This window comes from Lolliginicoccus lacisalsi, assembly GCF_014841105.1.
Classification (GTDB): Bacteria; Actinomycetota; Actinomycetes; order Mycobacteriales; family Mycobacteriaceae; genus Lolliginicoccus; species Lolliginicoccus lacisalsi.
The window spans coordinates 202,471-217,742 of the sequence record NZ_JACYWE010000001.1; the positions used below are offsets into that span (position 1 = coordinate 202,471).

The following is a 15,272-nucleotide window of genomic DNA, read 5'->3' on the forward strand; positions in this document are numbered from 1 at the left end:
ATGATCATTGCCGGCGTAGCACTCTTCGTCCTCGCCCTCCTGATGGCCGGTGTCTACGCCGCCCGGAAGGTCCAGGGCTCCAGCCACAACTACCTGCTCGCCGGGCGCACCCTCGCCGTCCCCGTCGTCGCCATCCTGCTCGCCTCCCAGGCCATCGACTCCAATGGCATCCTCGGCAACACCGACCTCTCCGCCGCGTTCGGCTTCTGGGCCGGAGCAGCGCTGCCCATCGGCCTCGCGCTCTGCCTCATCATCGCCGGGCTGTTCTTCGCCAAGCCCATGCGCGAGTACCGCATCGTCACCCTCCCCGACTTCTTCGAGCGACGCTTCGGGCGCAGCATCGAGATCCCCGCCGCCATCCTCACCGTCCTCGCCTTCGGCATCCTCGTCGCCGGAAACCTCGTCGCCCTCGGCTTCCTCCTCGACCGCTTCGCCGGCATCCCCTACACCGCCGCGATCCTCATCGCCATCCCCATCGTCATCTGCTACACCATCGCCGGAGGCATGTTCTCCTCCAGCTACGTCGGCATCGGCATGATCATCGTCAACATCGTCGGCATGCTCGCGCTGTTCGGCTGGATGATCACCACCTATGGCCTCTCCGCCCCCGCAGGACTGGGCCCGCTCGACCTCTCGCAGCTGACCAGCGCCGACGAGGGCGCCGTCATCAACTGGGCCACCATCGTCGCCCTCGCTCTCGGCAACCTCGTTGCCATCGACCTCATGCAGCGCATCTTCGCCTCCAAGTGCCCCCGCACCGCCCAGAAGGCCTGCTTCGGCGGCGCCGCCCTCATCCTCGCCATTTGCATCCCCTTCTCCCTCGTCGCACTGACCGCCGTCACCGTCCTCGGCGACGAGGTCGCCAACGGTCCCGTCCTCTACACCCTGCTCAGCGACTACGCCCCGCCTGTGCTCGCCATCATCGTGCTCTCCGGCATCGTCACCGCCTCGCTGACCACCGCCAGCGGCGTCCTGCTCTCCTGCTCCGCGGTGATCACCCGCAACATCCTCCAGCTCGGGCGCACCGCTTCCCTTGACACCGCGCACGCCATGACCGCTACCCGCATCGCGATGATCCCCATGGCACTGCTCGGCGCGTTCGTGGCCCTGCGCATCCCCCAGACCGGCATCCTGCTCACCCTCACCTTCGACCTGCTGCTCGCCGGGCTCGTCGTGCCGTTCATCCTCGGCCTGTACTGGACCTCCCGCGGCACCATCTCCGCCGCCATGGCCGCGATCATCACCGGAGTGACGGTCCGCGTAGGGCTATTCGTCCTCACCCCCACCATCTACGGCGTGGACAACACCCTGCTCTACCTCGACAACGGGCTGCTCACCGCCGCGATGGACGGCTGGTCCACCTTCCTCGCCGCCGGGGCATCGCTGGCCGCCTACCTCGTCGTGGCACTGCTCACCAAGCCGGTTGCTCCGGTTGGCGCCCCGCCTGCGGACGCGGTTGTGGTGACTGCACCCGAGCCGGTGGGCGCGCGCGTCTAGGCCTTGCCAGCGCTCCGATCGTGAAAGTCCAGCCACGTGGGAGGTGGCTGGACTTTCACGATTCGGGGGCGAAGCCAGTGGCGACACCGGCCTAGCCACCTGCCAAGATGGACGCCGTGACCGAGCACGCCTCCCGCGCGGAAGCCCCCGCATCAGCCCAGGGCGCTGGCCGCCCCCGCCTCAGCGACCGCAAGCGTCCCGGCGAGACCGCCCGCGAGGAGATCCTCGATGCCGCGGCGGAACTGTTCACCAACCGCGGCTATGCCTCGACCTCCACCCGCCGCATCGCCGAGGCCGTGGGCGTGCGCCAGGCCACCCTCTACCATTACTTCCGCACGAAGGACGACATCCTCGAAGCGCTGCTCAGTACCACCGTCGCGCCCATGCTCGAGGCTGCCGCAACGATCGCGGGCCAGACCGCGTCCCCTGCCGCACGGCTGCATGCCACCGCGCTGCTCGACGGCACCCAGCTCTGGCAGAGCCGCTGGAACATCGGCGCCCTCTACCTGCTGCCCGAGCTGCGCACCGAGCGTTTCGAGCAGTTCGTGCAAGCCCGCGAGGCATTGCGCGCCACGTACCGGGAGTTCGCCGCGCTTGTGCTCGATGACCTCGCGAGCCGCGGTGTCCGCGATCTGCCCGATGCGAGCGAGGACATCCCGCTGCGGCTCGTCGAGACGCTGGTCAACCTGCGCTGGGACAACGTGGGGGTCGCTGACGAGCCACGACGCACCGCCGACGCCGTCCTCCGGGCACTCGGCTGGACCGGCGACTGGAACGACCTGCGGCGCGAGTCGGCTCGCTTGCTCGCGATGCTGTGATAGGCACCATGCCCTAGCGCGAGGGCCATTCGGCCCTACCGCGGGATCCATGGCTCGGTAGGTTTGATCTGACAACACTCCGATCGGGAACGAGGATTAATCGATGACATCGTGGAATGAACTGACCCCAGCCCAGCGTGGCGTCCTGCTCGGCGCCGCGTCGGTCCAGCTCAGCCTCGCCGTCTCGGCGTGGGCGGACCTCGCGTGCAGGCCAGCTGATGAGGTCAACGGCTCCAAGGGCAAGTGGGCCGCGATCATCGCGATCAACTTCATCGGCCCGATCGCCTATTTCGCGCGAGGCCGGAAGCACTAGGCGGTCCGTGGGGACTCGGCGCGCCGCAATGAGCGGTAATGCCGGGTTCACACGGGTGACATACGCCCCTCGCATACTACTATCTGTCAACTGACAGAAACCAGTGGATTCGAGGGCGACATGAACACCGCGCAGGACCGCGCGCGCCAGGCATACGCGCGCATCGACGAGACCGACCGGCCTGAGGCCTGGATACACTTGCGCCCCCTCGACGACGTCCTCGCTGACGCTCGGCGCCTCGATGCCCGCGTCACGGACGGCGAGCACCTGCCGCTCGCCGGGACGGCCTTCGCGGTGAAGGACAACATCGATATCGCCGGGCTCCCCACCACCGCCGCCTGCCCTGGATTCGCCTACGTGCCCGAGCGCACCGCGACCGCGGCGCAACGGCTCATCGACGCGGGATCCCTGGTGCTCGGCAAGACCAATCTCGACCAGTTCGCCACCGGCCTCGTCGGCACCCGCAGCCCCTACGGCGTGTGCCGCAACGCGCATGACGCCGAGCGCATCTCCGGTGGTTCGAGCTCCGGGTCCGCGGTCGTCGTCGCCCTCGGGATCGCCGACTTCGCTCTCGGCACCGACACCGCCGGGTCCGGGCGGGTGCCTGCCGCGCTCAACGGCATCGTCGGGATCAAGGCCACGCTCGGGCTCGTGCCCGTGGACGGTGTCGTTCCCGCGTGCCCGTCCTATGACTGCGTCACCGTCTTCGCGCATGGCCTGCCCGACGCAGTGCGCGCCATGCGCGTGATCACCGGGCCGAGCGACCACGATCCCGCGTCCCGCACCTGGCCAGCCACCGCGCCCCTCGCTGCTCCGCCAGAGCCGGTTATCGCCGTGCCCTCTGCGAGCAACCTCGCGGCCCTCTCCCCCGCCGCCCGTGATCTGTTCGACCAGGCGGCGGGGAGGCTTGAGGATCACGGCGCGCGCCTCAAGGAGCTGGATATCGCCCCGTTCCTCGAGGCGGCCCGGCTGCTGTACGACGGCGCGCTCGTCGCCGAGCGCTACGCCTCGTTCGGTGCAGGCCTTGAGGAGGTCTCCGAGGATCCGGCCAGCGCGGCCTCTGGCGGCGCGGCCTCTGGCGGCGCGGCCTCTGGCGGCGGGGTCTCTGGCGGCGGGGTCTCTGGCGGCGGGGTTTCTCGCGGCGGGGTTGATCCGACCGTTCGCGCGATCACCATGAAGGCGAAGGACATCCCGGCCCGCGACCTAGTGCGCGATCAGCAGCACCTGCGCGCGCTCCGGCTGCGCGCCCGCTCCTTGCTCGACGGGTTCGACGCGATGCTCGTGCCCACTGCCCCCGAGCACCCCACGATCGAGGACGTGCAGGCCGACCCGATCGGTGTGAACTCACGCATGGGCACATACACGAACTTCATGAACCTGCTCGACATGGCCGGGATCGCCGTTCCCGCGGGCGAGGCGGACGGCGGACGCTTCGGCGTCACCATCGTCACGCGGGCCTTCGAGGACCAGGTCGGCATCGATATCGCCGCGCTGCTCACCGGCACCGAGCCGCCGCTCTACCCCAGCACCGGGCTCGACGTCGCGTTGTTCGGCGCGCACATGCGCGGGCTCGCCCTCAACCACCAGATGATCACCCACGGTGGACGATTCATCCGCGAGATCGCTACCAGCCCCCGCTACACCATGCAGGCCCTGCCCACCGACATCCCCAAGCCCGCAGTCACCCGAACCGGCACCGCCAGCCTTGTCGGCGAGCTGTGGCAACTACCCCCGGCCGGGCTCGGAGCCTTCCTCGACGCGCTGCCGCAGCCGATGACGCTCGGCAAGATCGAGCTCGCCGACGGAACCTGGGTGACGGGCTTCGGGTGCAGCGACCCCACCGGCGAGGACATTTCCGCCCACGGCGGGTGGCGCGCCTACCTCGATCTGAAGCCTCGATCGTGAAGATCCAGCCACCTACCGCGTGGCCAGAACTTCACGATCGGTGGCGGATCAGAGCACCAGGATAAAGCGCTCGACTACCCGCGGAGCACCGGAGCGATCGTAGGCGAAGCCCATGTAGACACCCGGCTGCACCTGGCGGATCTCATCGCGGATGAATCCCAGCGGCCCGCCGGCGTAGTCGATCAGAATGGCCGGGGCCCCGTCGGCGTAGGACGGGCCCACACTCACCGAGGCCGGGAAGACCTCCAGGCCGACCACACGGTTGGTGACGGTGCCCGTTCCGAAGACCTTGCCCTGCCACACCAACTCGGCGACGGGATTGCCCTTCACGAACCCCTGGGCGGTGGCGTTCTGCGGAACAGTGCCCGGGCCGAGCGCGCGGTACAACGCGTCATACTCGGCGGCGGAGCAACCGAACCGTAGATCGTTCACGGTCGCTGCGGGATCACCCGCGCTGACCGAGCACGATGGCCCGGTGCTGGGCTGCGACAATGCCGCCGGTGCACCACCAGCAAGAAGGGCGAGAGAGGCGGCCCCCGCCGCTAGGGAACGTGTCCAGAACCTGCCCATGATGCACGCCTTTCCTTGATCAACAGTGTTCCCTCCACCGTACGCAGTGTGGCGTGGATCACAAGCGCTAGGATGGGCTGCTCTCATTCGTCGACCCGCGCGCGATAGAGCCCGACCGCGCTGCCCACCAGCAGCACCGTGCCCGCGATCAGCACTGCCGCCGCTCCCCCGATCGCACCGCCGGTCCAATGCCACACTGCCTCCGATACGGCGAGCGCGGTGGCGAGCACACCACCGATCACCAGGATGGGTGACCGCGTCGCGGCGAACAGCACGAAGCACGCCACCGCCACCACCGCCGCGAGCGAATACGCCCACGCCTCGGAGTCCGCACCCAGCCCGAGCTGCGAGCCAATCACCGCGATCGCCACACCCACCAGGAACCCTGCCCACGCGGGTGCCAGGATTGAGCGGGCAGCGAGCACCAGCCAGCCGATTCCCAGCACCACCAGCCCGACCGCCAGGAATTCCTCGGCCACGTTGAGCTCCCCCAGCGTTCCGGCGACCGCGACCACGCTCATCACCGCGCCCGCCGACAATGTCACCAGCGCGGGCATCGCCACATAGGCGCATACCGCCACCACGAGTCCTGCGAGGCCCGCCCACATCGCTTGCTCGCTGCTGGCAAACGAGCCCGCCGCGAACGCGATCGTCACCGAGGCCGCCGCGAACAGCACAGCTCCGAGTCGTTGCCGCGCCGAACCACCATTCGACGGCAACGCCCGCACCCCTCCTGCGAAGCCGACCGCGGCGATGATCAGCACCAGGGATGTCACCGCTAGGATCAGCGCCCGCGCATCGCGGGACAGGTCCTCCCACGCCAGGCCCAGCAGCAGCGTCGCCCCCGCGACGACCAGGGCGCCACCGACATATCCCGCGACCTCCGGCAACACCCGGCGCACCAAAGGCGCGCGGTCCTCCCGATAGCCGGCTTCCAGCGCCGCTACCACGGCTTCGCGCTGGTCCTCGCGCAGCACACCGGAATCCACGAGGTTCTGCAGCCTCGCGAGCTGGGCGGGATCGAGCGCATTCGAGGTAGTCATGCGCGAAGCGTACAACTCGGCGGGAACGGGCATCGGCTGGTTCCTGGCGCGGACACGGCTGGCGCCGGTCACGGTTGGCGCGGGGAAATCTGCTGGCTATTGTCATCCGACACGCCGCGACACACCCCGCCCGGGCGTGACAATGGCTAGCAGATTCGGGTGGTGGTGGGAGCTGGGACGGTCTAGCCCCCGCCGGTTCCGCTGGTCGCGGCGACGGAAGCTGCGACTCCGGCCGCGACAGCCGCATTCGTCGCCTGCACCGCCTCGCGGACGCCCTTGCTCGCCCAGGTGGTGGACCCATCGCCCGCCGCGATCTTCTTCGCCCGTGCCTTCGCGGGCTTGGCATCCCGCTTGCCAACTATCGGCTTGACGAGGTCCGCCGCGGAGAGCAGAGCAATGAGCGGACCCGTCACATCGTCGGGGCGAGTGCCACGTAGCAGGCATGCCTTGACGCTCGAGACGAGCTCGTTGCGTCGGCGGGTGTCGAGCACATCGTGGCGGGTGGTGGGAAACAGCCCGAGGATCTTGACAACGCGGGGCGCGACGGCGCGTTGCTCGGTGAGTTCCGCATAGACCTCCCGCTGAGCGCGCTTGCCCAGTCGGGTCACCGCGCTGGCTGGCTTCTGGGGCTTGCGGCTGGCCAATCTACCAAGCGCGTCGTCGAGCAAGGTCTTGCCGAGGGGCCGCTTGTCGAGCACCTGCACGCGTGCATGGCGCCCCTCGCCGTTCACGGCCAGTCGCTCTGCCGCGATCAAATCGAGCATCAAGGCGCCACCGAGGACGGCATCGGACACTGTGCTCGAAATGTACGACTTCCCCGACTGCGGATCGGTGGTCAGCAGGACAAGATCGTGTGCAACACCCATCTGTGAAGTGTATTCGGCATGCCGCAGAGGCGCATGGGGGCGGTGGTTGGCAGGACTGGCGGCCCGTCATCAGAAATTGCTGGCCATTGTCACGCGACACGCCGCGACACACCCCGCCCGTGCGTGACATTAGCTAGCAGATTCGGCGCGATGGCTGCATGTCAGCTCGCCGCCCCCCTACTTCCCGGTGTACGCCGCGAGGTGCTCCCCGGTGAGGGTGGAGGGGCTGGCGATAAGGTCGGCGGGGGTGCCTTGGTAGACGATGTTGCCACCGTCGTGACCGGCTCCGGGGCCGAGGTCGATGATCCAGTCGGCGTGGGCCATGACGGCTTGGTGGTGCTCGATGACGATGACGGTCTTGCCGCTGTCGACGAGGCGGTCGAGGAGGGCGAGGAGGTTGTCGACGTCGGCGAGGTGGAGGCCAGTGGTGGGCTCGTCGAGGATGTAGGTGTGGCCCTTGCCGCCCATGTGGGTAGCGAGCTTGAGGCGTTGCCGCTCGCCGCCGGAGAGGGTGGTGAGCGGCTGGCCAAGGGTGAGGTAGCCGAGCCCCACGTCGGAGAGGCGCTTAAGGATGGTGTGCGCGGCGGGCGTGCGGGCGTCGCCGGTGCTGAAGTATTCGGTGGCTTCGGCGACGGGCATGGCGAGGACGTCGGCAATATTGCGCCCGGCGAGGTGGTATTCGAGCACCGCGGCCTGGAAGCGCTTGCCGTCGCAGTCCTCGCAGGTGCTGGCGACTCCGGCCATCATGGCGAGGTCGGTGAAGATGACCCCGGCGCCATTGCAGGTGGGGCAGGCGCCTTCGGAGTTGGCGCTGAAGAGCGCGGGCTTGACGCCGTTGGCCTTGGCGAACGCTTTGCGGATGGGTTCGAGCATCCCGGTGTAGGTGGCGGGGTTGGAGCGGCGGGAGCCCTTGATAGCGCCCTGATCGATGGTGATGATGCCGTCGCGACCGGCGAGGGAGCCGTGGATGAGCGAGCTCTTGCCGGATCCGGCAACTCCGGTGATGGCGCACAGCCCTCCGGTAGGGATGTCGACGTCGACATCGTTGAGGGTGTGGGAGCTGGCACCGCGGATCTCGAGCTTGCCGGTTGCTGTGCGCACGGTGGGCTTGATGGTCGCGCGGTGGTCGAGGTGCCGCCCGGTGAGGGTGTCGCTGGCCCGCAGCCCGTCGATGGTCCCCTCGAAGCAGATCGTGCCGCCGTGGGTTCCAGCGCCAGGGCCGAGGTCGATGACGTGGTCGGCGATGGCGATGGCCTCGGGCTTGTGCTCGACAACGAGGACGGTATTTCCCTTGTCCCGCAGGCGCAGCAGGAGGTTGTTCATGCGCGCGATGTCGTGGGGGTGCAGCCCGATGGTGGGCTCGTCGAACACGTAGGTGACGTCGGTGAGGGATGAGCCGAGATGGCGGATCATCTTGGTGCGTTGCGCCTCGCCGCCGGAGAGCGTGCCGGAGGGCCGGTCGAGGGAGAGGTAGCCGAGGCCGATCTCGACGAAGGACTCGAGTGCGTGGCGGAGCTTGCCGAGCAGCGGCGCGACGGAGGGGGCGTCGAGGTCGCGGATCCATGCAGCAAGGTCGGTGATCTGCATCGCGCATGCGTCGGCAATGTTGATGCCGTTGATGCGGGAGGAGCGCGCCTCGGGGGCAAGCCTGGTGCCGTCGCACTGGGGGCAGGTGGTGAAGGTGATGGCACGTTCGACGAATGCCCGGATGTGCGGCTGCACCGATTCGATGTCCTTGGACAGCATCGATTTCTGGATGCGCGGGATCAGGCCTTCATAGGTGACATTGACGCCTTCGACCTTGACCTTGGTGGGTTCCTTGTAGAGCAGGTCGTGCATCTCCCGCTTGTTGTACTTGCCAATCGGCTTGTCGGGGTCGAAGAACCCGCATCCGCGGAAGATGCGGCCGTACCAGCCGTCCATGCTGTAGTTGGGAATGGTGAGCGCGTCCTCGTTCAGCGACTTTGAATCATCGAATAGCGCGGTCAGATCGAAATCGGTGACCTTGCCCATGCCCTCGCAGCGCGGGCACATGCCACCAAGCCGATTGAACGTGGCCTTCTCGGTCTTTGTCTTGGCCGACCCCCGCTCCACCGTGATCGCGCCGCTAGCTCGCACCGACGGCACATTGAACGAGTACGCGTTCGGCGGGCCGATAGGCGGATCACCGAGGCGGCTGAACAGGATCCGCAGCATGGCGTTCGCATCCGTCACGGTGCCGACCGTGGATCGCGCGTTCGCCCCGATGCGTTCCTGATCGACGATGATCGCCGTCGTCAAGCCCTCCATGACGTCCACTTCGGGCCGCGCCAGCGCGGGCATGAACCCCTGCACGAAGGCGGAATAGGTCTCATTGATCATGCGCTGCGATTCCGCCGCGATCGTGCCGAAGACCAGCGAGCTCTTGCCCGAGCCCGAGACGCCGGTGAAAACCGTCAATCGGCGCTTCGGGATCTCGACATCCACGTCCTTGAGATTGTTCTCCCGCGCGCCCTGCACACGAATCACATCATGGCTGTCCGCCACATGCACCGCTGGATCATGCTCGCTCACTGCCATGCCCGCCACGCCTCCCTCACGCCCCGTTGCCTCGACCCGCACAGCTGATCTAACCACCGGAGTCCGACAAGAACATGTCGATCTGACGGCTCCCGGCCAGAGTGCACTAAACGACAGCTCCATCGCCGAAACCTGTCGTTTTTCGCACTGTCACGGGTCGAGGAGCGGGCGTCCACCACACGACTGTCTGGACACGCACTCCGATCATGTCCAACACGCCGACGCAGCGCGTGTTCCTCCCCGGGATGCACTGATACCCGCTGGTAGCCTCGGCTGCACTGCCAGCACCGCGAGGGGGTGCTGGTGCACAACGCATTCCGGGGGATTGCATGCCTGTCACTATTCTGCCGGCGCCTGTCGCGGCATTTCCGCCGTTGGCGCTCGCGGTCCGGCTGCTCGACGATATCCATGTCTTCGCGGAGGTCCTGCGGAAGGTGCTGCCCCAGCTCGATGATCTGCTGGCGATGGGCCGGGACCTGGCGACGAACCTGGAGAAGGCACTGCCCATGCTCGAGGAGCTCAACGGCAACATGGGCGGGGCGATACCGCATGTCGGTTCGCTCAATGGGCATCTCGATACCGTGGTGCCGCTGATGGCGTTGCTGGACGTGCGGGCGGGGCTCAGCGGCTTGAGCTCCCTGACTCCGATCGATGGGGCGTTCGACCGGCTTGGGCGTGTGGTTGATCGGCTTCCAGGTGCGCGAATGGTCGATCGCCTGCCAGGATGGCGCAGGGAAGCTGCCGCGACAGCGTGATCAATCGACAAGGAGCCTGGCATGGATGACGCAAGCATTGGTGTGGTCGTCGAGTTTCTGGCGGCGCTTCGCGATGAACGCTTCGACGACGCATTGGACTACGTGACCGACGATGTCGTGTGGCACAACGTTTCACTCCCCAAGGTCCGCGGCAAGCGAGACTTTGCCCGTGCGATCAGACTCATGGAGCGGGCCCGGATGGGCTTCGACGTGCAGTTCCGTCACATCGGCGGTGATCGCCATGCGGTGCTCACCGAGCGCACCGATGCCCTTAGCCTTGGCCGGTTCCGGACCGAGTTCTGGGTGTGCGGCACCTTCGAGCTGCGGGACGGGCGGATCGCCGTGTGGCGCGACCGTTTCGACTACGCCAACTTCACGGTCTCGGCATTGCGGGGCCTTGTGGGGATGGCGCTGCCGCGCCGCGGGCCCTTCGCCTTGTTCGCACCGGGCACGACTGGGGCGCTACCAGACCACGCCTGACCCGCGATGCCGCGAGTGTGCGTGCCGCCGGAGCGCGAGTGTGCGAGAAGCGACACCGTCCGTGCGGCGGTTTCAGGGAGCCATCGCAACACCCCTGGCTGAAGGGGCATGCTGATGGCGAGGAAGATTCCGTGGGAGGTCCGGGCGGCGGCGTATAGCAGGCTGGTCCGTGGCAGGTCCGCGATAGAGATCGGCGACACTCTAGGGGTGTCGAGGATGACGGTGAACCGGTGGGCGGAGCAAGCGGGCATGCAGGTGCGGCGGGGAGCCGCCGGCGGGGTGAGGCCCATCCCCGTGGACGCCGGGCCACCACCGTCGCCAGGCAGGGCCTACCGGCGTCTCACGCTGGCGGACCGCTCGTTCATCGAGGCCGCGCGGTCGCTGCCGGAGCCACTGCCGCTGCGCGCGATCGCCCGCCGGCTCGGGGTGTCGCCGTCGACGGTCTCCCGGGAGATCAGGGCGCGCGGGGTCATCCACTGGGGCGAGCACCGCTACGACGCCGGGCTGGCCCACTACCGGGCGCTGGCCGCCCGGCCCCGCCCGCGGCCGGGCAAGCTCGATGACCCCGCCGTGCGCGGGCCGGTGGTGGCGCTGCTGAACCAGAGGTTCTCCCCCGAGCAGGTCGCCGCGGAGCTGCGGGCGCTGTTCCCCGGCCGGAAGGAGGCGCACGTGTCGCACGAGACGGTCTACCAGGCCCTCTACGTCCAGGGCCGGGGCGCGCTGCGCCACGAGCTGGCCGTGGCCAAGGCCCTGCGCACTGGCCGGGCCGGGCGCATCCCGCGCTCGCGGCTGCCCGCGCGCGCCTCGAGGCCCTGGCTGGAGGGGGCGAGGCTGTCGGACCGGACCGCCGAGGCCGCCGACCGGGCCGTGCCGGGCCACTGGGAGGGAGACCTGGTCGTGGGGCCGGGCAACTCCGGGATCGTCACCCTCGTCGAGCGCTCCACCCGGTACGCGCTGCTCGGGAGGCTGCCGGGCGCCCGCGACAGCGCCACGGTCGTGGACGTCCTCGGGCGCATGATCGAGGGCCTGCCCGCCGGGCTGGCCCGCACGATCACCTGGGACCAGGGCACCGAGATGGCCGCGCACGCGCGGTTCACCGTCGCCACCGGCTGCCGGGTGTTCTTCTGCGACCCGCACTCGCCGTGGCAGCGTGGCAGCAACGAGAACACCAATGGGCTGGTCCGCGACTTCTATCCGAAGGGCACGGACTTCAACGAGGTCACCGATGCCGGCCTGGCCGAGACCCAGCGCCTGCTCAACATCCGTCCCCGCAAGACCCTGGGCTGGAGCAAGCCCTGTGACAAGCTGGCAGGACTGATCGCAGGTGTTGCGATGGCTCCCTGAAACCGCCTGCCGAAACCTGTCGTTTTGCGCACTCTCGCGGGGCCGAAGCCCGCTACCCCAGCTGCGCGGCGATCGCGCCCGCATCCGGAGTGGTGATGACGGCTCGCTTGTACTCGTGGTCGCGCAGGTCGAGGACAAGTGCCTCGCCGCGGGTGACGTTGGCGTAGGTCTTGCCCTTGCCGCGCCAGGTACCCATCGCGATGATCGTTGGTACGCCGGTGCCAGGGGCGCGCATGCCGTGGAGTTCGCTGAATCCGTTCGCGGCGGCGTATGCCCTCCGGATCCGTGAGCGACGAATGACGAGATCGCCATGCAGGCCAGCGATCTTTTCGCGCGTGCTGAGCCGGATGGTCACGGTGCGATCGTTCACCTCAATGGTTGCCACGGGTGCCAGATTAGCGCGCCGATAGTTGCAGCAGGCCCACGCACCATCTAGCGCAGGCGATCCGCTAGCTGGATCATGGCGGCCTCGAACGATGACCGCTGGTCAGCGCGGTTGATGCCCGGTGGCGAGGGCGAGGCACCTGCCATGATCGTGAGTTGTCGGTAGGGGTGGAGCAGCCGAGGCTTCCATCCGTCACGGGCTGCGGCTCCGAGGGTCACGACGAACTTGAGGTTGGGCAGCATGGCAAGGAGTTTGCGCGTGTAGGGCGCGGCCTCGCGCCGCTCCGCTGCCGTCGGGTTGTCACCGGCGATGGGAAACGGGCAGATGTTCCACGGCGTGATGTCGGTTCGATCGATTCCATGCCGGGCGAACGCGTCGAACAGGTTCGCGGCGCCGGTGTCATCGTTGTCGATGCTCAGCAGGCGTGTTCCAGCCTTGTCTGGGTCGGCATCGGCCTCGGGGGCTTTGAGGACCATCAGGGCGCGGGCCTGGGTCCCGCCGAACGTGGGATCGATATAGGGCAGGGCTGGGTAGCCGATGGCGCGAGCGATCTCGTCAATGAGGGAGTTGATGGGTTCAACGTGCGGATCGCGGATACGCGCAGCACGCTCGGCGCGGACTGCATGGCTCTCCAGGGTTCTTGGCGCGGACGGGATTCGCATGCCCGCAGCCTAGTGATCTTGGCCGGACCGAGGATCGCGATCTCAGAAGGTGCTATCGGGAACCGGGGCGCGCGCCCTGCTCGATCCGGCTGAGCGGAGGAAGCCAGTTGCGGGACATGCCCCACACTCGCCAGTACCCATCTGGACAGCGGACCACAGTAAGGATGTACACGTCTCGAATCGGTGTGTCAGCGAACGCCCGCATGTTGTGGCCGGTGACGGGGACAAATTTGGCGTAGGCGACAGCGTCGGGCGCATCAGGGCAGGCAATGAGATTCTGCGCCATCGCCCACCCAGACAACTCTCTAGCGGCCTGGCGAAAGTCTCCCCAGTCCGCGGGGCTCGCACTCAGCGCGGCGAGCGCGTCACCTGCACCTGGCTCGTCGAGCGCGAGCAGGCACGTCCACCAGAGGTAGGCCGCCCCTCGGGCAGTCGCATGATCGAGCCCAGTGCTGTCTGGAAAGAACGCATTGACGGCCTGCTGGCTAGAAACGATCTCCAGAGGAAGTGGGCTTCCGGGCGGAAACAGCGCCTGGGTGGCTTGGTTGGCAAATCCTGGGACTGCGCGGGCGAGGGCATCGAGCAACTGGCTCAGAGAGAACGCGGGCTTGCGGCATTCTTCCTGCTGATCGCGCAGGCACCGCAGGACCAGTGCAGCATCAAGGTCGAGCAGGTCCTGGAGGAAATCGTCGGGGTGGAGGGCTTCGATCCCGAAAGGTGCCAATGCATCTGCGGGAAAGTCCTTGAGATTTGCCGTCACCACGGCTTGGGCACCCGCGCGCACGGCAGCGGCCAGCACATGGCGATCCTTGGGGTGGTTGCCCATGGTTGGCACGAGGCGCTCGTAGCCGGTCACGGCAGAGCTGGGGAACGCATTCCGCATCTGGGAAATCCGTTTGGCAGCACGCGCAGGGGTGACGCCGAGCTTGGGCAGGTTGCGCTCGACCTCATCAAGAATTTCCTCCGACCACAGGGGTCGGTACAGCCCTGCATCGGCCAACCGCAGCATCAAGTCACACACCGGTAGCGGGACGAGCACGCACGCGTCGAGGACCACAGGAAAGCTCACTCGGCGCTCACCGGGTTTCTGGGAAGTCGCTGCCACGCAGGTAAGCGTCTTCGTCCGCAGCTTCAGCGGACATCGCGTCGAGGACGTCGCGCCGTGCGGTTGCCGATCGTCGCTCGTAGGCCAGCAGATCGGCGAGCAGCACTCTCCGATGACGTCCCGGGCTGCTGTGCGGGATCTCTCCGGAATCGAGGAGGCGCACCACAGTGGGACGAGAGACGCCAAGAATCTCGGCTGCTTGCTGGGTGGTCAGAACAGTGCCACGCGGGGCGAGGGTCACCGCGTGGCCTGCAGCCATGGCGACGATAACTTCGCGCAGCACCTGTGCCACAGGCTCGGGCAGTGCGATCGGAGCGCCATCGGCGCCAACGATGGCGAGCTCGCCCGAGGCTGCCACAGCCTCCCGCAAACGCGTCATCTCCCCACCCGCGTAGGCGGGTGGCAGCACGGTGTGCTCGGCGTCGATCGTCATACACAACAATAAACCGAAAAAAACGAAACCAGCAAGGACGGCGTCGTGATCCACCCAGCCACCGCTGTGGCAGCAATCACAGCCGTGCAACGGAACCATCCGCCTCTGCGCTGCGTCCCATCGTATTGTCACGGAAGTCCTGCTCCACAGTTTTGCGACGTCAAGGAGGGTCAGGTGTCGGCACCACTATCCGACGGCTCGAGCGGTGAGGGGTTGGCCGCCAAGCTGGGCTTGCGGGTCGATCCTGCTTTCCTGCGTGCCGCGGAGTCCCGCCTGGCTGGTCATGCCGAGGCGGTCGGGGAGCTTGATCCTGCGGAGGGCCTAGAGGATCTGGCGCGTTCCTTGCCGGGCTCGCAATCGGCGTCGAGCTGCGGTGTCGCGTCGGCGGCTCTCGATCAAGCGGTGCATGTCCTCGCGCAACGATGCGAGCATCTTTCCCGGCTGTGCCAGGGCACTGCGGAGGACTATGAGGTGACCGAGGCTAGTTTCGCCGCCAGTTTCGGGGCATTGAGGGGGACGTTGTGGGGCTGACGGTGC

The 15,272-nt window shown here is 67.7% G+C and carries 16 protein-coding genes; 8 read left to right on the top strand and 8 right to left on the bottom strand.

What is annotated here, in order from left to right; all coding sequences use genetic code 11:
* From HT102_RS00935 to HT102_RS00950, 4 genes are all read left to right on the top strand, one after another.
* The gene (locus HT102_RS00935) at positions 1-1,497 is read left to right on the top strand and encodes a sodium:solute symporter family protein (protein WP_192037534.1); all 1,497 of its coding nucleotides are present in this window, start codon (positions 1-3) and stop codon (positions 1,495-1,497) included.
* 116 nt (positions 1,498-1,613) lie between these two features.
* Positions 1,614-2,315, top strand: coding sequence for a TetR/AcrR family transcriptional regulator (locus HT102_RS00940; protein WP_333473222.1), 702 nt, complete (start codon positions 1,614-1,616; stop codon positions 2,313-2,315).
* A gap of 103 nt (positions 2,316-2,418) precedes the next feature.
* Positions 2,419-2,628: a hypothetical protein gene (locus HT102_RS00945; protein ID WP_192037536.1), complete on the top strand. Its 210-nt coding sequence runs from the start codon at positions 2,419-2,421 to the stop codon at positions 2,626-2,628.
* A 120-nt stretch (positions 2,629-2,748) separates the two neighbouring features.
* The gene (locus HT102_RS00950) at positions 2,749-4,533 is read left to right on the top strand and encodes an allophanate hydrolase (RefSeq protein ID WP_192037537.1); all 1,785 of its coding nucleotides are present in this window, start codon (positions 2,749-2,751) and stop codon (positions 4,531-4,533) included.
* Positions 4,534-4,581: 48 nt separating this feature from the next.
* Here the strand turns inward: HT102_RS00950 and HT102_RS00955 are convergent, their stop codons facing one another.
* From HT102_RS00955 to HT102_RS00970, 4 genes are all read right to left on the bottom strand, one after another.
* On the bottom strand, positions 4,582-4,965 hold the full coding sequence (locus HT102_RS00955) for a hypothetical protein (RefSeq protein ID WP_192037538.1): 384 nt from the start codon (positions 4,963-4,965) through the stop codon (positions 4,582-4,584).
* 221 nt (positions 4,966-5,186) lie between these two features.
* Complete coding sequence (locus tag HT102_RS00960; protein WP_192037539.1) at positions 5,187-6,146, bottom strand: DUF2157 domain-containing protein; 960 nt, start codon at positions 6,144-6,146, stop codon at positions 5,187-5,189.
* A 182-nt stretch (positions 6,147-6,328) separates the two neighbouring features.
* Complete coding sequence (locus tag HT102_RS00965; protein ID WP_192037540.1) at positions 6,329-7,012, bottom strand: GOLPH3/VPS74 family protein; 684 nt, start codon at positions 7,010-7,012, stop codon at positions 6,329-6,331.
* Between the two features lie 177 nt (positions 7,013-7,189).
* Entirely contained in the window at positions 7,190-9,571 is a 2,382-nt protein-coding gene (locus HT102_RS00970) for an ATP-binding cassette domain-containing protein (RefSeq protein WP_192037541.1), read from the bottom strand.
* A gap of 329 nt (positions 9,572-9,900) precedes the next feature.
* Between HT102_RS00970 and HT102_RS00975 the strand changes: the two genes are divergently transcribed.
* The 3 genes from HT102_RS00975 (at position 9,901) to HT102_RS00985 (ending at position 12,150) form a co-directional block, all read left to right on the top strand.
* Positions 9,901-10,326: a hypothetical protein gene (locus tag HT102_RS00975; RefSeq protein WP_192037542.1), complete on the top strand. Its 426-nt coding sequence runs from the start codon at positions 9,901-9,903 to the stop codon at positions 10,324-10,326.
* Positions 10,327-10,347: 21 nt separating this feature from the next.
* Positions 10,348-10,806, top strand: coding sequence for a limonene-1,2-epoxide hydrolase family protein (locus HT102_RS00980; protein ID WP_192037543.1), 459 nt, complete (start codon positions 10,348-10,350; stop codon positions 10,804-10,806).
* Positions 10,807-11,022: 216 nt separating this feature from the next.
* A complete protein-coding gene (locus HT102_RS00985) occupies positions 11,023-12,150 on the top strand; it encodes an IS30 family transposase (protein WP_192037544.1) in 1,128 nt (375 codons plus the stop codon).
* A 52-nt stretch (positions 12,151-12,202) separates the two neighbouring features.
* Here HT102_RS00985 and HT102_RS00990 read toward each other — a convergent pair whose 3' ends face one another.
* From HT102_RS00990 to HT102_RS01005, 4 genes are read right to left on the bottom strand one after another with little or no spacing between them, the layout of a single operon-like run.
* Entirely contained in the window at positions 12,203-12,535 is a 333-nt protein-coding gene (locus HT102_RS00990) for a hypothetical protein (RefSeq protein WP_192037545.1), read from the bottom strand.
* 47 nt (positions 12,536-12,582) lie between these two features.
* Positions 12,583-13,197, bottom strand: coding sequence for a uracil-DNA glycosylase family protein (locus HT102_RS00995; protein WP_192037546.1), 615 nt, complete (start codon positions 13,195-13,197; stop codon positions 12,583-12,585).
* 52 nt (positions 13,198-13,249) lie between these two features.
* A complete protein-coding gene (locus tag HT102_RS01000) occupies positions 13,250-14,266 on the bottom strand; it encodes a PIN domain-containing protein (RefSeq protein WP_192037547.1) in 1,017 nt (338 codons plus the stop codon).
* A 7-nt stretch (positions 14,267-14,273) separates the two neighbouring features.
* A complete protein-coding gene (locus tag HT102_RS01005; RefSeq protein WP_333473223.1) occupies positions 14,274-14,789 on the bottom strand; it encodes a helix-turn-helix domain-containing protein in 516 nt (171 codons plus the stop codon).
* 120 nt (positions 14,790-14,909) lie between these two features.
* Here HT102_RS01005 and HT102_RS01010 point away from each other — a divergent pair, with 120 nt between their 5' ends.
* Positions 14,910-15,266: a hypothetical protein gene (locus HT102_RS01010; RefSeq protein ID WP_192037548.1), complete on the top strand. Its 357-nt coding sequence runs from the start codon at positions 14,910-14,912 to the stop codon at positions 15,264-15,266.
* Positions 15,267-15,272 lie beyond the last annotated feature (6 nt).